The organism is Flavobacterium kayseriense (assembly GCF_014305095.1).
GTDB lineage: Bacteria > Bacteroidota > Bacteroidia > Flavobacteriales > Flavobacteriaceae > Flavobacterium > Flavobacterium kayseriense.
This window is the reverse complement of record NZ_JACRUI010000004.1, coordinates 311,966-332,297: the sequence shown is the minus strand read 5'-3', so window position 1 is coordinate 332,297 and position 20,332 is coordinate 311,966. Positions and strand designations below refer to the sequence as shown.

The 20,332-nt window shown below is 33.1% G+C and carries 11 protein-coding genes; 4 read left to right on the top strand and 7 right to left on the bottom strand.

Annotation, left to right across the window (positions count from 1 at the left end):
- The first annotated feature begins 109 nt into the window (after window positions 1-109).
- Window positions 110-1,906: a translational GTPase TypA gene (typA, locus tag H8R22_RS12760; RefSeq protein ID WP_187010778.1), complete on the top strand. Its 1,797-nt coding sequence runs from the start codon at window positions 110-112 to the stop codon at window positions 1,904-1,906.
- Window positions 1,907-2,344: 438 nt separating this feature from the next.
- Here typA and H8R22_RS12755 read toward each other — a convergent pair whose 3' ends face one another.
- From H8R22_RS12755 to H8R22_RS12745, 3 genes are all read right to left on the bottom strand, one after another.
- The gene (locus tag H8R22_RS12755) at window positions 2,345-6,823 is read right to left on the bottom strand and encodes a T9SS type B sorting domain-containing protein (protein WP_187010777.1); all 4,479 of its coding nucleotides are present in this window, start codon (window positions 6,821-6,823) and stop codon (window positions 2,345-2,347) included.
- A 227-nt stretch (window positions 6,824-7,050) separates the two neighbouring features.
- Complete coding sequence (locus H8R22_RS12750) at window positions 7,051-7,887, bottom strand: ABC transporter permease (RefSeq protein ID WP_187010776.1); 837 nt, start codon at window positions 7,885-7,887, stop codon at window positions 7,051-7,053.
- 3 nt (window positions 7,888-7,890) lie between these two features.
- Window positions 7,891-8,805: an ABC transporter ATP-binding protein gene (locus tag H8R22_RS12745; protein WP_187010775.1), complete on the bottom strand. Its 915-nt coding sequence runs from the start codon at window positions 8,803-8,805 to the stop codon at window positions 7,891-7,893.
- Between the two features lie 349 nt (window positions 8,806-9,154).
- On the opposite strand from H8R22_RS12745, the gene H8R22_RS12740 reads away from it, so the two are divergent.
- On the top strand, window positions 9,155-10,219 hold the full coding sequence (locus tag H8R22_RS12740; protein ID WP_187010774.1) for a hypothetical protein: 1,065 nt from the start codon (window positions 9,155-9,157) through the stop codon (window positions 10,217-10,219).
- A gap of 32 nt (window positions 10,220-10,251) precedes the next feature.
- Window positions 10,252-11,145 carry an SdiA-regulated domain-containing protein gene (locus H8R22_RS12735; protein WP_225876026.1) on the top strand — a complete coding sequence of 298 codons (894 nt, stop codon included), beginning with the start codon at window positions 10,252-10,254 and terminating at the stop codon, window positions 11,143-11,145.
- Here H8R22_RS12735 and H8R22_RS12730 read toward each other — a convergent pair.
- Entirely contained in the window at window positions 11,128-14,856 is a 3,729-nt protein-coding gene (locus tag H8R22_RS12730) for a metallophosphoesterase (protein ID WP_187010773.1), read from the bottom strand. The two genes, H8R22_RS12735 and H8R22_RS12730, sit on opposite strands and share 18 nt — an antisense overlap.
- A gap of 25 nt (window positions 14,857-14,881) precedes the next feature.
- Between H8R22_RS12730 and H8R22_RS12725 the strand changes: the two genes are divergently transcribed.
- Window positions 14,882-16,072: a Pycsar system effector family protein gene (locus tag H8R22_RS12725; RefSeq protein WP_187010772.1), complete on the top strand. Its 1,191-nt coding sequence runs from the start codon at window positions 14,882-14,884 to the stop codon at window positions 16,070-16,072.
- Here the strand turns inward: H8R22_RS12725 and H8R22_RS12720 are convergent.
- From H8R22_RS12720 to H8R22_RS12710, 3 genes are all read right to left on the bottom strand, one after another.
- Window positions 16,069-18,438: a GAF domain-containing protein gene (locus tag H8R22_RS12720; protein WP_187010771.1), complete on the bottom strand. Its 2,370-nt coding sequence runs from the start codon at window positions 18,436-18,438 to the stop codon at window positions 16,069-16,071. The genes H8R22_RS12725 and H8R22_RS12720 overlap by 4 nt on opposite strands.
- A gap of 141 nt (window positions 18,439-18,579) precedes the next feature.
- Window positions 18,580-19,638, bottom strand: coding sequence for a nucleoid-associated protein (locus H8R22_RS12715; protein ID WP_187010770.1), 1,059 nt, complete (start codon window positions 19,636-19,638; stop codon window positions 18,580-18,582).
- Window positions 19,639-19,730: 92 nt separating this feature from the next.
- Window positions 19,731-20,270: an IS1096 element passenger TnpR family protein gene (locus H8R22_RS12710; protein WP_187010769.1), complete on the bottom strand. Its 540-nt coding sequence runs from the start codon at window positions 20,268-20,270 to the stop codon at window positions 19,731-19,733.
- Window positions 20,271-20,332 lie beyond the last annotated feature (62 nt).

Here is a 20,332-nt window from a genome sequence, read left to right as displayed (position 1 = left end):
TAATTTTAAGCCCTCTTTTGTGTCTAAATGGTTAATAATAGGTAAAGTATTTGAGAAATATTTTTTATATCAAAATAAAGTGTACCTTTGCACCCATTAAAAATCACAGATGGAAGCTATTAGAAACATTGCAATTATTGCCCACGTCGATCACGGTAAAACAACTTTGGTTGATAAAATTATGTATCACTGTCAGTTATTTCGTGACAACGAAAACACTGGTGACTTAATCCTTGATAACAACGACTTAGAGCGTGAGAGAGGTATAACTATTACCTCAAAGAATGTTTCTGTACAATATAAAGGTACAAAAATCAACATTATTGACACACCTGGTCACGCCGATTTCGGTGGAGAGGTAGAGCGTGTATTAAATATGGCTGATGGGGTTTGCTTGTTAGTGGATGCCTTTGAGGGTCCTATGCCACAAACTCGTTTTGTACTACAAAAAGCTATTGACTTAGGATTAAAACCTTGCGTAGTTATTAACAAGGTAGATAAAGAAAACTGTACACCTGAAGAAGTTCATGAGAAGGTTTTTGACTTAATGTTTGAATTAGGTGCAAAAGAATGGCAGTTGGATTTTCCAACAGTTTATGGTTCTGCAAAAAATAACTGGATGTCTGATCATTGGGAAAACGTAACTGACAATGTTGAAGCATTGCTAGATATGGTTATTGAAAATGTACCAGCTCCTAAAGTTTCTGAAGGAACTCCTCAAATGTTAATTACTTCTTTAGATTTCTCTGCATTTACTGGTCGTATCGCAATCGGTCGTTTAGAGAGAGGTGTTTTGAGAGAAGGAATGCCAATCTCTTTAGTAAAAAGAGACGGTACAATATCAAAATCTCGTATCAAAGAACTGCATACTTTTGAAGGTCTTGGACGTAAAAAAGTTAGTGAAGTTATTGCAGGGGATATTTGTGCAATAATTGGTGTAGAAGGTTTTGAAATTGGTGATACTATTGCTGATCATGAAAACCCAGAAGGTTTAGCTTCAATTGCTATTGATGAGCCAACGATGAGTATGTTGTTTACGATTAATGATTCTCCTTTCTTTGGTAAAGAGGGTAAATTTGTAACATCTCGTCATATTCGTGAAAGATTAACTAAAGAATTAGAGAAAAACTTAGCCATGAAAATGGGTGAGACTGACTCTGCAGATAAATTCATGGTTTTTGGTCGTGGAGTACTTCACTTATCTGTTCTTATTGAAACAATGAGAAGAGAAGGGTATGAGTTACAAATCGGTCAACCACAAGTTATCATCAAAGAAATTGATGGTAAAAAATGTGAACCAATTGAGGAACTAACAATCGATTTACCAGAAACACTTTCTGGAAGAGCGGTAGAGTTTGTGACTATGCGTAAAGGTGAAATGTTAAGCATGGAAACAAAAGGAGAACGTATGATTGTGAAATTCAACATTCCATCTCGTGGAATTATTGGATTGCGTAATCAATTACTTACTGCTACAGCTGGTGAAGCTATCATGGCGCACCGTTTTATTGGGTATGAGCCTTACAAAGGAGAAATTGCTGGACGTAACAAAGGTTCATTAATTTCTATGGAGAAAGGAAAAGCAATTCCTTATTCTATCGATAAATTACAAGATCGTGGTAAGTTTTTTGTTGAGCCAAATGCTGAAATCTACGAAGGTCAGGTAATTGGTGAAAACTCTCGTGGTGATGATATGTGTGTAAACGTAACTAAGGAGAAGAAACAATCTAACGTTCGTTCATCTGGAAATGATGAAAAAGCTAGAATTATCCCTCCAATTATTTTCTCTTTAGAGGAAGCATTAGAGTATATTCAAAAAGATGAGTATGTTGAGGTTACTCCTAAATCTATTCGTTTAAGAAAGATTTACTTGACAGAAACAGATAGAAAGAGATTTAAATTCTAATATTTAAGTTTGTTTATAAGAGCCATTCGAAAGAATGGCTTTTTTTATGTTCAGTATTTATCCTTTTATTAATTTTTATCTGGCTAGTGAGGATTTTAAGTACTTTGTTTAATATTTCAAGGTTACATATAGTGAGCTAATTAGAGGTGTGTTTGTATGTCCTCTGTGAAGCACAAATAATATTGGTTTGTTAATAGTAATTAAGAATGTCTTTTTAGTACTATGTACGAATTTGGTTTTTATAAAATTTTAGATGGTTTCCAACTGATTTAAATAGTAAGCATTTAGAGTGCTTGTTTTTAAATTCAAGAGTTGGGGTTGTTGTTTATCTATGAAAATTAGTATTGGGGAGTGATCTTGTTCTGATTATATTGCAAGAAAAAGCCATTCGTACAGAATGGCTCTAATTATTATTATTATTATTTCATTTTCTTGTGATTATCTTTTAAGGGCAAAGTGTCCTTTGGCTTCTCTGCCATCTTCTAATTTTATTGTATACCAATAATCATCTGCGGGTAATGGTTGGTTATTAAATGTACCATCCCATCCTGGTCCAGCGGGATTCAATTGACTTAGCAATTTGCCATAACGATCAAAAATATAAATTATAGCTTTTGAATTAAATAAGGCGCTTGCACCTTTTAATTTCCAGTAATCGTTAAATCCATCTCCATTGGGTGTAAAGAATTGAGGTAAACCAAGAATGGCAACTGTTTTATTTACTATTCCACAACCATTCTTATCCTTTACATATACCTCATATATTCCCGGAGGAACATTATCAAAATAATTTGATTCTTGATAAAATCCAAATTTGTCATCAAGAGAATATTCATAATCGCCAGTTCCGGTCACATTTATTGTTATCGCATTGACCTCTGTTAGTTCTTCAATTTCAATATCTGTTATAGTAGCTGCACTAGAAGCTACAACAGTAATTGTTCTCATTCTACTGCAGCCGCCGCTCAAAGTTGTAACAGTTACGGTATATTCGCCCTCTGCATTCACATCTAGTGTTGGACTATTTTGACCATTAATGACCGTCCCGTCTTTTGTCCAGACATACGTGTAGTTGCTTGTAGGCGTTCCATCTACTATAGCCGCATCGAGTTGAACAAAAAAGGATGGTAAATTTGAGCATACTAATTGGTCGTCTAAGTGATCTTCATTTGTATCAATGTTAGGTTTTGCACTTACCACTAACTCAATATATGGACCTAGTCCGTAACAAGCATTATCTAGGTTACTATCTATTCTTACCCAAATGGTTTGTTGGTTGGGTGAGTTTGTGTTTCTATGATTCGTTGGATCTACTATTTTGTTTATTTCGGATAATGCATCTTGCTCATTTTCATAATAAGATATTGTGTAAAGAGAATTGGGACTTGGGAGTAGGTTTAAAATCTCTGTATTCACAGAACTAAAATCAAAAGTTGCAATTCCGTCAGTATCATCTTCGGACGGACTAATGTAGTCGTCACAAGTAGCTAAGGTTCTGCTAAAAGAGGAAGGAATTTGAGTAGTAGATACTACTAAATTAATTTGGGCTATACTGCTGCATCCATTACTATTTTCTACCCTTGACCATACTGTACCATTCCCGCTTGTGTAGGAGATTGGGTTTGTAATTAAAAATAGATTATTATTTGCTGTAGCACCACTAAATGTTGTAAAGTAAGTAAAGGTCATTACAGCAAAATCTGCGGTGATAGTATTGTTTTTTTCTGTTAGGTTAAAGTTTGATATTCCATCTGTATCGTCGTCACACTGTACTAAAGTTATTGGTGAGTTCAAAACGGGCAAAAGATAAACTGTAAGTGATGCGGGATTAGATATTAATCCGCAGGTATTACCGTTTTTTGTTAAAAGCGTACGGTATTGGTACCCATCCATAGAAGTTGTAACGCCATTAACGGTTAACATATTTGTTGTCGCTCCTGTATATGTACCACCGTTAACAATAGAAATCCAATTTGTGCCGTCTGTAGAAACTTGCCATTGATAGGTAGTAACAGTATTTGTGTTTATTGTAAATAATGCTTGCTTAAATTCACAAGTAAATTGATCTTTAGGTTGGTCTATGATTACTATTGGTGCTGCTATTATATAGTTTAAACTAGGGTTAGTATATCCATCGACCCTACTAGTTATTAATCCGTTATTATTTGTAGTAACTGGATTTGTTCCTAGAATTCCATCATTATTATTATCTGTAAATCCAGCTTCTATAACGTCAAAGCAATTATCGGCATCACTGTCTAGGTCAATGTAGTTGTAAAAATTATCGGTGTCAGTATTTGCTATGGTGTAGTTCAGCATACCAGAATCTGGACTAGTTTCTAAATTATTTGCTAATCCGTTTGTGCCAAAAGTAGCCGATGCACCATCAATGCGTCCGTCTAGATTACTATCTAGTGCTGTATTGCCAGATTCTTTAAGATCATGAATCCCATCATTATCACTGTCAAGATCCAAGTAATCTAGAATTGTATCTAAGTCAGAATCTATAGGTACTAAACCAGGCTCAAAAGCATTATCAAGTCCATCTTTATTAGTGTCGATACCTGAATATTTTTTTGTCTCGTTTCCTTGTGCCTCAATCCAATCAGGAATTCCATCATTGTCACTGTCAATATCTAGTAAATTAGGAATTCCATCTCCATCAGTATCGATTAATAAATAATGTTCTATCTGAAAGGTGCTTTTATTGCTACTAGTTTCTGATAGGTTTTTATGGGTAAATGCAACTGCGGAAGTAAGGTAAGATTGAAATTTAAAAGTTCCTGCACCGGCTACTAGAGGGATAGTACTGTTTAATCGAAAACGAATTTCGAAGGAACTGAATTCTTTTACACCTGTCTCATATTGACCATCGTAATTAGTATCAATTAATAATTGGCCATCAGGATCCGTTACCGTTATGGTTCTATCTGTTGGTACATTTAGTATAAAATCGCCATCACTATTCATGTAATCCGTTGCTGGCGTGCTTTGGTTAACATCATTTTGACTTATGTAAGTGAAGGATACCGATGTTGGTTGGTTAAAATTTAAAGTGTAGCTAGAACTATTGATCAATCCTGCAGGAACTTCAGATGAAAATCCATAAACAGGCTTACCAACTATTGTTCCCGTTCCTGTTTGCAAACCGGTGTATTCCGCTCCTATTAAAGGATTAGATTGGTTAAGAACTAGTTTAGTAGCTTCTACACTATTTATTATCCCATCATTATCTAAGTCAATATCTATATTACTATTTGTTCCATCATTATCATTATCTTCAGGACAAGAGCTTACTGGAATTTTATCTGAGAAAATAGGAACTGTACTTGGGCATCCTACAATGCTTCCTTGCACTTGATAATAGCCGGGCTGCGAAGGTGTATATGAATTAGAAACTTCTCCTAGTATTACGGCACCATTAAAATACCATTGAAATGTATCATAGGAAGATAGTGTGCTTATTTTTAAATTTACATTAGGAATACAAGCCGAATTAGCTACTGTGATTTTATCCATTACAATTTCTGGTTTTGTATCAAAACCAGAGTAATAGCCACCGTAAGTTGCGGCGCTATTGGTCCCGAAATAGGACACATAAACTTGTCGTGTAGATTTTACAGCAATATTTCCTGAAAGATTACTTACTGTATAACGCACAAAACCAGGGTTTCCCAGAACAGCCACTGGTGATCCGCTAAAAGCGCTATTGTTTATGGTGACCGTAGCACCAGTTTCGGTCACAATATTTAAACTACCAGAGTAAAAGGTGTTTCCTACGGTTTGAATTACAGGAATATTATCTACAATATTAGGTGTAGCACAATTTAAGGGTGGAACAAAGAATAGATTTTGATTCGCTGCACCAGTTCCACCTGCAATACTTTGATATGCAGAAACATTTTTAGTTGTTCTAATATATAAATTACCAGTTGTAAACTTACTTCCATCAATATCTGCATATTCGCCTCTATTTAAAGTTCTAAATAGCGTAGTTCCATTGAGATAAATCTCTGTGTTATCTTCATTTGCTATTAATATGATTCGCTCGATGTCGTCAGAACCTAAACCTTTAACAAAAATATATTCAGTTCCTGTCTTTTCTACAGGCACAATTTGGTCAAAACCTATATCTCTTCCTAAAGGTACTGTTTGTCCATTTTGTGTGCCTGTAAGACTACTATTACTCCCTCCAAAGGAACCAGAATTAACCACCACGGGTTTATCTGATTCTACGAGTGCACCAATCATTTTTGAGCTATTCGAAGGTGAAATTGCTGAGTTTTCTAATGCTAATACATAACTTTCATTTTTGTTTAGCGTAACTACGATGTCACCAATAGTTGTAATCCCACTTGTAAGGACGGTGCCTACGGGCAAATTAGAGATTGTAATTTTGGTATTGTTCTCTGTCGCTAAAACAGAAGCAAAGTTTAGTAATGAGGAATCGTTTAGAGGATTTGACATTGCGCCGAGACGAAATGTTTTACCAAGTCCACTATTTCCTTTAGAGACTAAGCCACCAGCGTGGTTATATGAACTCACTCCATTTTGAGTGACTAAACCAGCATTAAGCCGTACACTTACATATATTAAGTCTTCTGCTTCTACAATGAAACCTTTATTTGTTACAACTCCAATAGCCGTTTTAGGAGTTATTAAGCCTGTGTCGTTTCCTGTTCCAATGGAGTAAGTATATGGCGAATTATTTGATACAGTACCACTTGCTACAATAGCGCCATTCCGTGTTATTACAAAATTGACATTAGTAGTTGTTGGAGTCGAAATGTATAAATATTGATCTCCCGCTCCGATAGTGTTAGAGCAACTTAATGGTGGTATATAATGAGTTTTGCTAAATTGACTAAATGCGGTAATTGTTGCAAACAGAAATATAAATAGGGTAATTTTTTTCATGTGATAAAAATATAAAAATATTTTCTATCTTTTTAACTAAAATGGTTCTTTAATGACTTATGAGGTTGTTAAATTATAAGAGCATAGGTAAATAAAAACTATATAGTAATTAAAGTTTTACAAGCAGTAAGTGCTTCCAAACAATTTGCAGTTGCACTTACGTAAAAGAGGTGTGTTATTAATAGATTACTATTTTATAAGTCTGCTATGCCAAGGTGTGATAATTACTACAGATCTCTTCTTTTTAAAAGTTTATAGGATAGTGCCATAAAGATAAACGACCAAGCTAACACTATTACTATTGCTGAAAGTGGAACTCCGTAATCTTTAATATCATCTACACCAAGCTGTGTGCCAATATTTTTTATCACATTTAAACGAGTAAAAGGTTCTACAATAAGGTTTGACATTGATTCCAAGGGAAAAAATTGTGTAATGTAAACAGCTATTTTACTATCTGGAAAAATTTGAAATACTAAAAGACCTTTGGCAATACTTTCGATAATTCCCCACACTAGTAAAAAGCCTATAGCAAAAGCAGATCGTTTGACAAGAATTCCTAAAAATAAACAGAAAGAGAAGAAACCAATTAGCTTTACAAAAAAGGCGATGATGTATTCTAAGCTCGAAAAAACAATACTTGTTTCCGTGTACGATGAAAAACTATAACCTAATATTAAACTTAAAACAAACACAAAAATTGTTGAACATAGTGCAAATGCAATAATCGTTAGGAACTTAGAAAGAATAAATTCTTTTTTACTCATTCCGTCTATTAAATTTTGTTTTAAGGTCCCGTAGCTATACTCATTTGCCATCATTGATACAATTACTATAGCAAGAAAGAATTTTAGCCACGCGGCAATATAAGTGTTAAAATGCCAAATAAATGGGAAATTAAAGATTCCCATTTCGGCAAAGTGTAGTTTTATAGCACCAATTTCAAATTTTATAGAAGCTATTAACGCAATGAACGAAAGTAGAATAAAGTAGCATAAAGTTAAAACTTTGCTGGCTTTATTCATCCATATTTTTTGTAATTCTATTGATAATAATCGTTTCATTAGTTAATTTTTTTGAATTGATTTTGATTGGTTTGTCAAGTCTAAAAATTGCTCTTCAAGGCTATTTTTTCGTTTTACTAAATAGCTCAAAACGATGTTTTGTTCAAACAAAAAGCGGTTAAGCTCAGCGGCCTCAAGTGGAGATTTTAAATAGACATAAAATTTATTTTCTTGTACTTTGATACTTTCAATTGCTGGATGCGTCAGTAAAGCCGACTTTAGGGTTTCGTTGTCATCTGCCTGAATTTCGAAGAAACCTTCGTTAGCTGTCATTTCATTTACGCGTCCAGAATAAAGCACTTCTCCTTTTCTTAAAATTAGTACATGAGAACAAACTTTTTCTACTTCGTCTAATAGGTGAGAAGCAAGGAGAATTGTTGTTCCATGTGAAGCTATTTCCTTAATGATGTCTCTAATTTGATGAATTCCTTGAGGATCTAGACCATTAGTTGGTTCATCTAAAATTAAAATTTCTGGATCATTCAATAGCGCAGAAGCAATTGCTAAGCGCTGCTTCATACCCAATGAAAATGTGCTAAACTTGCTGTTTTTTCGATCTTGTAAACCAACAAGTTCTAATTTCTGCTGAATTTTATCGTACGAAATGTTTTTAATTTTACATACTAATTTTAAGTTTTCAGCAGCTGTCATGTAGGGATAAAAGTTTGGTCTTTCGATAATAGCTCCTACTTTTTTCAGTGCTTCATGAGTTTCCATTTTACCATCAAACCAGCTGTAATCACCAGAGGTTTTATTAACTACATTTAGAACAATACCTAGGGTTGTTGATTTCCCGCTACCATTAGGTCCTAAAATACCATAAACGTGTCCTTTTTGAATATCAAATGAAACATCTTTTAGCGCTTGCAAGCTGCCATATCGTTTATTAAGGTTTTTAATCGAAAGTATTGTTTCCAAAATTCTTGTCTTTTAGTTTCATGTATGACGAGTTTGAGTACTAATTGTTACTTGGGAATTAAATTTTGTTTAATGTTCCTACGATTTGGCGGAAATTTTAGAGTGGAATTAGTTATTAGTGGACAATAAAAATTGGAAATATATTCCGATTCTTATCACTTCAAAACTATGGAACTTCACTACGGACAAAGCATCGAAGTTTGATGCTCTTCATTCAAGGCTGTTGCTAGTTTTTAAGATCTAGACTAATTATAGAATTCCTGAATGATTTCTATTGCAATCAACTAGTTAGTGATTTATTGTTTTTTGGTTTTAAATTGGTGTAAATTTGTATTTAATAAAAACGACCATGAGCGATTCAAATATACTTTTCAAAAAACCTTCCTACCCAATCAATAAGCTACTTTTTGATTACTTAGAGCGATTTGATCGTATTTCTAAAGTTTCTGTTTGTTATGATGATTTATTGCGGTTTTCAGGAGCTATTAATGTATATGATAAAAATGATCAAGATACGCTATGGGCTCGTGTGTTTTACAATGAATTTGAAAGAAACGAAATTGATTTAAATCTTAAAAAGATCTATTCGTTGCTGCACTCAGATGGTAACGTGGATATTATTAAGTTTTTGAACGTAGATGCAATTGACTACTGCACTTTTGGTAATTCTAAACCTTTTAGAGTTAAAGTGAGAAATATTCTAAATGATAATTATACTCATTTTTACGTAAAAAAAGCAGATGCTTCGCGTATTTACGGTTTAGAGCTCGAACATATTTTATCACCTGATAAGATAAATTTTTTAGTTTATGAGGATACATTGATCGAAGAACACATTATAGGTATACCGGGCGATGTATTTATAGAAACGCTTTTAACAAGTTGCACTGAATCTGAGAAGGCACAAATTGCCAAAGAGTTTGTGAAATTTAATGAACGTTGTATGATTAGACTGTTGGGTGATATGAGAGCTTATAATTACGTTATAGTTCCTATTCATGATTTTGACCAAGTAGTATACAAAATACGTCCGATTGATTTTGACCAGCAATGTTATGAGGGTAATTTTAAGATTTACAGGCCTCAGTTTTTTAAAGAAAATTTACCAATGGTTAAATTGGTGCGTGAAAAACTACAAGATAGTTCTATAGAGCAGTATAAAAATGAAGAACGCGCTGCATTAGCAAAAAGAATCATATCTGCTGAAAATCGTATTAAAAGAATTTTAAGAATTATGGGGCAAGATAACATAGCTCCACCAGAACATATAGAGCAACTTAAAATGGATTTATATCGCTATACCAATGATATGAACTTTAAAAATGCGAAACGAATGGGTAATGTGTTGAGTGCTGCTTTTAAATTTATTACAAGAAACTACAAACACGCAAATTTATTTAAACCTGGTTTTTAATTACATTTCTTTATTAAAAGAGAAATCAACACATGAAACATATTGAAACAATGAAATACCCTTTTTTACTACTAGTGTTAGCTTTACTACTTTCTTGTAAGCAGCAGTCTGACATCTTGACTAAACGTTTTGCATTGCCTAAAAAATTGAAAGAAGTATCGGGTATTATCTATTCTAATGACTCTAAGCTACTCTATGCTGTTGAAGATAGTGGAAATGACAATGTTATTTACGGCTTAAATAATGAGGGAAAGCTGCAGCACAGTATAAGGATTGTCGATGCAAAAAATGTTGATTGGGAGGATATTACAAAAGATCAGCAGGGTAATTTATATATTGGAGATTTTGGTAATAATGATAATGAACGTAAGGATTTATGTATTTATAAAATTCAAAAAGATTCCTTGATTAAGAAGGAAGCTTATTCGACCTACAAAATTTCATTTGCCTACCCTGAGCAAAATAAATTCCCACCAAAAAACAAGGAGTTGTTTTATGATGTTGAAGCTTTTTTTGAGGTAGAAAACAATTTCTATCTTTTTACTAAAAATAGAAGTAGCTCATTTGATGGTACTACTTTTTTATATAAAGTTCCTAATAAAGCAGGTTTTCATCAAGCCCAATTAATCGGAAAATTTAAGACAGGTGGTAGTTTTTCAGAAAATGCAATAACTAGTGCTACTCTTAGTCCAGATGGGGCAACTGTGGTTTTATTATGTCATGCTAAAGTATGGTTGTTTACTAATTTTACTTCGGATAACTTTTTATCTGGAACAGACAAAGAGTTACAGCTAAATCATTTTTCTCAAAAAGAAGCGATTTGTTTCAAAGACGATTCCACTATAATAATCGCCGATGAAAAGACCAAAAAAATTGGAGGCTATGTTTATGAAGTAACCTTAGAGCAATTAAAATCCCAACCCTAAGCCAAATGTGATTCGGGCTTCGTCATCAGCGCTTTTAAAATAAGTTAATCGCGCAGTAAGTTTATTTAAGCTATTAAGCCACAAACCACCTCCAACCGATTGGTGCCATTTGTTTGAGGTTTCGCCGTCAAGCCAAACTCTACCATAATCAAAGCCACCAAAAACGCCAAATGACATAGGCACTATACTGTTTTTTATATTACCTAATGAATACCTCAAATCACTTGATTGAAAGAAAGACTGATTACCCAAGAAACGCTGGTTTCTAAACCCTCTTAAGTCATAATCTCCACCTAAACTTGCCCCTTGATAAAACTCATAGTTGTTGTTTAGAATTGCTTTTGCTTTTAATAAGGTGGCCAGAATAAGTTTTCCTTTAGAATCAATCCTATGATTGAAATTAAGTTTAGACTCTATTGTAGGAAAGTTGCGTTTAGTGTCATTTATGTTAATTTTCCAGCCTCCATCTATAGAAAAGCCCATTCCCATAGTAGGTAAAGAAGGATTGTCGTAATTTTCATAACTGTATTTTAGACTTGCTCCTGCAAATTGTTGACTATCAAATACAGAAGGGGATACTTGTCCGGAGATAGCAACAAAACGATTTATCGTTTGTTCAACATCATAACTTTCAAAACTAGTTTTTAAGACAACTGTACTTCCATAAAGGCCAACTTTTTTTAGTTGAGGTTCTGCTTTTAAAATTCTAATTCGGACACGATTGTAATCCATTCCTTTACTCTCCTGCTCATTAATTGTATTGTTTCCGTTTCCAAAATAATTAATTGCAAAGTTGGGACTAGTCACTTGGGAGGCTAAATCAAGATTCCATTGTCCCGTTATTTTTGGTATTAGTAAATTATATAAAAGCTCAAAACCTCCTGTCGCAAAGTAATAATTAGCCTTTAGGATGTGCTTTATTGTGTAAGGATTTTGTTTAAAATGGTTTACCGTGTAGTTTACACTAGCGCCAAATTTTAAACCGTCATCAGGATTAAAGCCAATAGTGGGTAATCCAGAGAAAGCGTTGTATTTTGGTTTTTTGTAATTGTAAAGATTAGTAAGATAGTCATCAGTTAACAATTTTTTAGTTTTAGAATCGATATCGAACGTATTATCCTTAGATTCAAAATCAATTATTTGAGTATTGCTTCCTCTCTCTACAGTGTAAATATCATTGTTTTGTCCACCAATAAGCTTAATGTTAAAGTTTGATTTTATATTTCCTTTTATTTCAAATTCATCATCATCATCCAAACCATAAACCCAAATATTCTTAGTTTTCGAGTCTTGTAACTCCTTAGTGTACAGTAACTCATGTCCTTCTTTTTTTATGCGATACACACTTACGGTACTATTATTTTTCGAGCTATGATTAATGCTGATTTTGTCTTTTTTATTTGTTCCAACAATAATAACTGTTTTCAAAAGAACCTTATTATAGGCTGTTGCATACTTTGTTAATTGCTCCCGTCTTTGTTTTAAATTTAGTTTAATTTTTGAAATGGTATAATCTTGTACCTCTTGAGGAATACTATCGAAGGCGTGATCAATTGTTTCATCAGATAAATGGTCTTGAATATACTTTGCTTGAGTGATCCAATCTTTTTCCGTACTATTTTTTAACAATGCAAGATCGAGAGAATACGCTTCTCTATTAAACCATTTTACGTTTTTTATATCTTCCCTAAATGTTTGCATGTGTCGCAAAGCCGGAATATTCATTAAAACAGATAAAAGTGCCCCATCAAACTTAGAAAATGCTTGATCACGATCCCTAGGGATTGGTTTATAAACTACTTGGTCTCCTTTTTTGTACTCTGCCCAACGCCATTGGTCATAATGTCTGTCCCAATCTCCTATGAGCATATCAAATAGTCTGGCTTTTATATATTCGTTCTCATCTATAACATATTTTTCGTCTTTGTGAAGGTTCTCTAATACATCCTCTGTGCTTATTATGGCATCCGGTTTTCCAAAGGTAGTTAGGTCTTTTTGACCGTCAGATGGTCGCTCTTCAACTAAGTATAATTCGTTACCAAATTCGTTATTAAATTCTGCTAGACCTTTTTGTTTAGGGATATATAATAATTCAGGATTGGTATGCAAAACCCCTATTTTTTGAGCAAGATTTCCAACTCCTAGGGGAGCGTAGGGATGTGCTGTGGTATAAAAGTCATATAAAAAACCTTCGGCATATGTATTTCTAAAATCATCTTCCACATATTGATCTTTAAAAGCAACACTTTGTAAAAAACGCCCCACGCTTTTTTTAACAGCACGCATTACGTATTCTTTTCCTTTAGAATCAACTAATCGCAACGATCTTGATTGATGTCCGCCACCTGCTCTTAAAGGACTTAGTCCACCATAGATGGTGTCAATGCTAGCTGTCCGTACATTTATAGGTAAGCCATAATATTTTCTGTAGTGAGTTCCAAAAAGGAAACGATAAAAACCACTTTTTTTAATCATTTCGGGTGTATAAATGGCGCTTTGAAAGGTACTTGGGATGGTGTCAGGATACTTAATTACTACTTCTTTTTTTGGATAGAAGATTCTTTTTTTTAGTAGCAATTGTGTTTTATTTGCCTCTCGACCAAAAAAGGAAACATTAGTTTCTCCATTTTCGTACACATCAACCACAGCATAACCATTTTTACCGTATGAAAAATCATTCGCATTGATTGCTCTTGCGGCCTCAGACTTAGAGCCTGCTCCACTAATTATTTGCTTTATATTCTCCTTGTCAATATATTGTAAATTATGATCATGTCCAGAAAGAACAACAACATTGTTTTGGCTCTGTAAAATAGTTTTAATTCGCTTGACATAAGCTGTATATTGTTTGTTTTGAATATCTTGTGGGCTAATTCCAGACGTTTTTCTAATTATATTAAATAACGATCCTACAATAGGTAAAGGTATATTTTGTTCTAGCGGGAATAATTGTTTTCTTAAAGAGAATTGTCCGCCATGTGTTCCGTTACTCATTAAGGGATGATGCATAGCAATAAATACTATTTTGTCTTTATTTTTTGTTAGTACACTCTCTAATTCCTCAAAAAAAGCTTCTCGACTCTTGATGGTGCAGTCGTCATTTATGGTTGGTGATTTATCCCAGTCCTCTAGAAACCATTGACTGTCTATTGTAACCAAGCAAATATTATCATTAATATCTTCATCCTGGATTGCGCAACCTTTACGTGGAGAAAATGCTTTTTTATCGTTTAAATAAGTTTGAATTATTTTTTCTTCTCTTTCTAATCCTTTGATGCCACTATACCAATCGTGATTCCCAGGAATAAATACAGTTTTACCTTTAAAATCTGTAGTAATTTTTAATTGATTCTTTAATTTATTTACAGCAATTTCATAGTTAGTTTTATCTTCTTCAGGAGGAACCCCTTTTGGATAAACATTATCACCTAAAAATAGCAATGTGCTTTTTTTATCGGCCTTAACTAATTTCTCTTCTAGTGATTGCAGTATTATTTTACTGTTATGATGATCTGAATCACCAGCATCACCTATTAAATAAAAGGTGTGCGCAATTTTTGTATGATTAGGTTCGTTATCGGTACTCGGGTTTTTATTGTTTTCTCCAAGTTGTACGTTATTAGTAGCACACGATTGTAGTACTATGACGGTAAAAATGAAAAGAAGGGATATATTGTATTTGAAGATTCGATTAATTGGAAACAATTTCATATTTTAGTAGCGTAAAAAATTTTTCATGAATCTTATAGAACAAGCTGAAAATTTCGTTTGTAAATTACTCAAAGATAAACTTTCTGACTCATATACCTATCATAATTTTAATCATACTTTAGAAGTGGTCAATGCTGTTAAAACGCTTGCTATTGCTGAAGACTTAAATGAAGTTGATACAGAAATGGTATTAATTGCAGCTTGGTTTCATGATACCGGATATATTAACGGATGTGATAAACATGAGATATCTAGTTCAAAAATTGTGCCTGATTTTTTAATTGATAAACAAAAATCATCTTCTTATATAGAGACTGTTTGCGATGTAATCCAAGCCACGACTTATAATTATAATCCTACAACAGTTCTTGCCAAAGTTATTAGAGATGCAGATTATCATCACTTTACAACCGATGATTATTTTGATCGCTGTGAGTTGCTTAGGGAGGAATGGCGCGTGATGCGCCAGATAGAATACAATGATTTAGAGTGGGCAAAAGAAAATTTGAAGGTTTTAAGAGACTATCATACGTATTATACCGATTATGCAAGGACACACTGGGAGCCACTAAAGCAAAAAAACATTAAATTGATAGAAGAAACAATAAAGAATATAGAGCTGAATACCACCAATCCTTTGACAAAAGATAAGCCAAAGAAAAAGAAATCTAAAAAAGTGAAGCCAGATCGAGGTGTAGACACTTTGTTTAGAGTAACATTAAATAATCATACTCGTTTAAGTGGTATTGCGGATAGTAAAGCTAATATTTTGTTATCTGTAAATGCGATTATAATCTCAATAGCTTTGTCATCGATTATTCCAAAATTAGATAGTCCTAGAAACACTCATTTAATCATCCCTACTTTTGTTCTTTTGATGTTTAGTGTGGTCTCTATCATTTTCGCTATACTATCTACAAGGCCAAAAGTCACAAAAGGTGTTTTTACGAGGCAAGATATTGAAGATAAGAAAGTAAACCTCTTGTTCTTTGGGAATTTTTACAGAATGCCTTTGGAAGAATATGAATGGGCTGTTAATGAAATGATGAAAGACAACGAATATTTATATAATTCCATGATAAAGGATTTGTACTTTTTAGGTCTTGTTTTAGAAAAAAAATATAAGTTATTGCGAATTACCTACAATGTATTTATGGTAGGATTAATAATCTCTGTAATAGCTTTTGTAATTGCTTTTAACTCTTCAAGTATTTAATGCAGCTCATCTAAAAGCTCTTGATACGAATATTTTTTATCGGAGATTTGCTCTTTCTTGTTATCCACCTTTATTCGAATTGCTTTTAGTCCCGATACTCCTTGTAATTCTTCGACATCAAATTGCTCAATTTCTGCTTCTAGTATTTTCTTGAATTGTAGAAATTTTATATATTTCAAATACTCAGCTTGTTCAAATTTATGAGAATAAACAATCGTGATCTTTTCTGATTGTGTTATTCTTTCTTCGGTGTTTTTAATATGTGCTTTATCAATGCGTTTTTTAACCACTTCGTAACGTGCGTTATAAGTTCCATCAACATCAAATCGTTTTTCGTCCATTCTAAACCGGATAGAGATAGGAGAGCTAAATACAAGAATCAATGATGTTACATCCAGTTTATACGGTAAGGCAGATTTTAATTGATGATGCTCCAATTCCATTTTACACATTGTTTGCAACTGCCACAATCTCAAATTATTTAGGTACAGTAAATCAAAAGTTTGTGTAGGTGTTATAGATGCACCGATGTACATATTGTGTTCAACACCATCAGTTTTAAAGCGTTCAAAATAATGCGGAAAAATGGCCTGTGCTGCTTCCTGCTCTTGGTCTATAATGCTTGACATTTTTTTGTTGATGATGGACATAGCATCATCAAACTTTTTTCGAGCATGGTAAAACAAATCTGTTTTAGGATCTAAATCTTCAAAATAGGTGGTAATTAGAAGCAGGCTCTCTTTGTCATCTTGATAAGTTGTTAGAATAGGGTGAATTTGATTTTTAATATAATTTTGAATCTGTTGTTCTGTATCTGCTTGCAGTTCGTTCTCTAAACCTAAAATATAGGATTGCATTTCAAACTTTCTTTGTTCTAATAATGAGAGTTCATTACTCGTTTTTAAATTGTTAAAGATGATTAACAGACGTTCTAGTTGTGCGATCAAATCCGTTTTCACCGTTTCATTACGATGTTCTGACGAACTTTTGATATCTATTTGTCCATAAAGCGGATAGAGCTCTTTAAAAACAATTTCTTTAAAAACATATTCTTTGTTGAAAACATTGTTTTGAAAATATTTCTGAACTTCGTTCTTAAACTTCCAGTATACACTCGAATGAATAGCAGTATATTCTCTTTGGATAATAGCTTCAACTTGATTTTGTAGATCACTATTGTATCGCTCTAAAGTATCTACGATATAGGGGAGTATTAAATCTAAATTGTTTGCGTTTAACGAATTTAGTTCCCCTATTTGAGAAGACACAAGTTCTATGATACCTAATAATTTATTTCCTTTTATTACAGGAGCTAAAATACAGCTTTGAATACCTTGTGAAAGTAAATGTTCTGCAAATCCTTGATTACTATCGGTCGAGCCAAATTTCATTACATTCGAAATACTAAAAGGCTTTTTAGATTCTAAAATGTTTTTGAGGGAACAGCCAAAAGTAGTATTCTCGCAGTTAATTTCCTCGTTGTCATTAAGAATGAAACTCTCTATGGTATTACTATTAAATGGGGGTTTCGTAAACTTGTTTTCTTCTTGATTGAACAGAATAAGACCTACTCTTAAATCAGGAATTTTAAAAATAGATCTAAAAATATCTTGTGTATTCTCGTCAATATCATTTTGTTTTTGCTCCGGTTTTAAAAGACTAGTTTTTAGGTTAGATATAGCACTCTCGATGGTGGCGTTAAATAGTGTAACAATACCAAAGCCTTTTAAAATCCAACTTTCTGGAGGGAATTTTGTTTTCCATAAAGCAATATCATCATAATTGTCCATCAACAAATTAATGTCATCGTTGGTTAAGGCAACGGCTTTGTCGGTTGGCATTAGTTCGATAAAATCAACATTGTATAAAATTCGGTAATGCTTGTGAATACCATTTGTATCAGGGATATCATAAAACAAAGGTCGGCTAATATCAAAATGCTGTTGGTAACAAGTATTTAATATGAGTAGGCAACTCATGATGTAGAACTCGTCATCGTTAAAATCTCTTATTGTCATATCAAAAGAATCTCCTGCATCTCTCAATATTGTTTTGAACCTTTCGGTAAAATTAAAAGTTAGGTTTTGAAAAGGGATTGTAACAGCCTTAATTTCATTATTTGTTAAAGCAGTAGGGAATAAGTCCGATAGTAAATTATGTATAAGTTCTTTGTGTTTATCTATAGTCGACAAATTAGAGATTCCTGTTCTGAACTCAGGTACTGATTCAATTTCAGCTAGTAAAGCTTTTGCATAATTAGAACGATAATCAACATCAGATTCAGCAATACTTTCCATGGACTCAACGAGTTTATGAAAAGAAATTAGCGTTTTGAAAGGACTTTCTTTGAATATATTAATGTTCATACTAAGGAATTGAGGCTGCAAATTTACAAATAAACGATCGTTGCAGGTCTATGAAAGATACAAAAAAAAATCCCCAATTAAATTTTTAATTGGGGATTGAATCTATTAGCAGCGAGGTCAACGCAAATTTCTCTTTAAATATTAATTTTTTTCTTCTTTATTAAAATAAACAAGGTAGTAATACATTTGTTTTTCCTCGTCCCACCCTTTTTCTACATATTTTTCAGCGCTTTCAGGATTGATGAAATCCATTTTTATTTGAATATTTGTATCTAAGTTTATCACGTTTTTTATTGATTTACGTGCGTCAGATACTGCTGCGTTTGCAATAGGAAATGAGGTTATATCTTCAATACTGTACTTTTCTCCTTTATCTACTTTGTAATTTTTAAATTCAGGTATTAAATCAGGATTGTCTAATACTTCATTTAAGAAATTAGTCTCTTCAAATTGATCATTTTTCGCAAAATAATTTACAGATCGGTTCATGAACATTACCTCTTCCTTCTTGTCTTCGGCTGGAAAGACAACATCTTTTGCAAAGTTTTGACAAAATTTCAAGTACTTTTTAGTAATGAAATTTTCATCTTCAAATGCATCAACAGATAAGAAATGCTCTAGCCAGTAACGCGCATCATAGCGGTTACTATCAACAGTTAGAATTTTATACCCTTCTTCTTTTTTGTGATTGAAAATAATGCATCCTTTGTCTAATTTACCTAAGTTAACACCTTGTTGCAAAATCATCTCAAGGTGCGTTCCTTTCTCTTCAAATTGTAAAAAGTCGGCTTGCAATTCACTTTTAAAGATTCCAATGGCATCTACAGGATTGTTGTCAATGTTTACATTTGTCAAATAAGTTACGTAAACTTCTCCATTTTTGATATGTGGATGATTAGATTGCTCAAATAAATGCTTTGTGATTTTCTTTGAAGTTTCATGTAATGTAGACGGGTTATCAAAAATTTCTGTTGCAAATTTAAACATGTCATTATAGTCTAAATCTACTTCATGAGCAAACTGATAATAATTTTCCTCTTTTTCTCTAAAAGGTTTCAAGAAAAATTCCTTCATCAATGGAACAATTTCATCATTAAGACTAAAAGGTTGTTCTGATAAAAAAATGGCTTCATTGCGACTTTTGTTTCCCACTCTGTGGATAGAAAGCGTCTCGATATGCGTATTAAATAAGTTAATCATCTTTTTAGGTTTTATGTTAGATAAAAGAGCCAAGAAAAATGACGTTGCTGAGGTCTTTAATCTTGGCTCTTGATTCTTTTTTTTAAACTATTTTAATTCCAATTCTCTTCAAAACCATAGTCCTCAAAACTATCGTCACCTTCAAACATGTCTAGATCATCCTCATCTAATCCATCTTCATAGTCGTTAGCATAGTCATCGGCATTATCTGCTTCAAAGTTTTTTTCCATAGCTTCATCTGGCATTTCACCATGGGAGAATAAAGTTTCAGGATATAAATTACCTACCTCTTGCTCTTCAACAGCAGCAAGTTCGACGAGGAATGTCCACATATTGATAAAATCATATACGTAGATAATCTTAGTGTTTTCATCATCAAGGATATCAGATAGTACATAATCGCTCATAATTTTTTGCTCTCCAAGAACATCTCCTGTATCAAAAAGCGAAATTTCATCTTCTTGATTCCACGTTTCATCACAAGTATAAAAAGAGGCTACTTCCATACCATCAAATCCAAATGAATTGAAGATTGCATTGTGTAAGTCTTCTAAAGTGTCATCAGCAAGTATCGCAATATCTCTAAAAATATCTTCTTCGGCATCTAGAATTACTCTGAATTTGTAAACCATAATCTTTGTTTTTAATGAGAGGTCAAAGGTAAAATTTAATTTTAAATATCTTCTTGAACTTT

What these genes read in the sequence shown, in the direction of transcription:
- H8R22_RS12710 (WP_187010769.1), bottom strand. Translation starts at nt 20,270, where the DNA reads ATGGTTTACAAATTCAGAGTAATTCTAGATGCCGAAGAAGATATTTTT.
- H8R22_RS12750 (WP_187010776.1), bottom strand. Translation starts at nt 7,887, where the DNA reads ATGAAACGATTATTATCAATAGAATTACAAAAAATATGGATGAATAAA.
- H8R22_RS12755 (WP_187010777.1), bottom strand. Translation starts at nt 6,823, where the DNA reads ATGAAAAAAATTACCCTATTTATATTTCTGTTTGCAACAATTACCGCA.
- H8R22_RS12730 (WP_187010773.1), bottom strand. Translation starts at nt 14,856, where the DNA reads ATGAAATTGTTTCCAATTAATCGAATCTTCAAATACAATATATCCCTT.
- H8R22_RS12715 (WP_187010770.1), bottom strand. Translation starts at nt 19,638, where the DNA reads ATGATTAACTTATTTAATACGCATATCGAGACGCTTTCTATCCACAGA.
- H8R22_RS12720 (WP_187010771.1), bottom strand. Translation starts at nt 18,438, where the DNA reads ATGAACATTAATATATTCAAAGAAAGTCCTTTCAAAACGCTAATTTCT.
- typA (WP_187010778.1), top strand. Translation starts at nt 110, where the DNA reads ATGGAAGCTATTAGAAACATTGCAATTATTGCCCACGTCGATCACGGT.
- H8R22_RS12735 (WP_225876026.1), top strand. Translation starts at nt 10,252, where the DNA reads ATGAAACATATTGAAACAATGAAATACCCTTTTTTACTACTAGTGTTA.
- H8R22_RS12740 (WP_187010774.1), top strand. Translation starts at nt 9,155, where the DNA reads ATGAGCGATTCAAATATACTTTTCAAAAAACCTTCCTACCCAATCAAT.
- H8R22_RS12725 (WP_187010772.1), top strand. Translation starts at nt 14,882, where the DNA reads ATGAATCTTATAGAACAAGCTGAAAATTTCGTTTGTAAATTACTCAAA.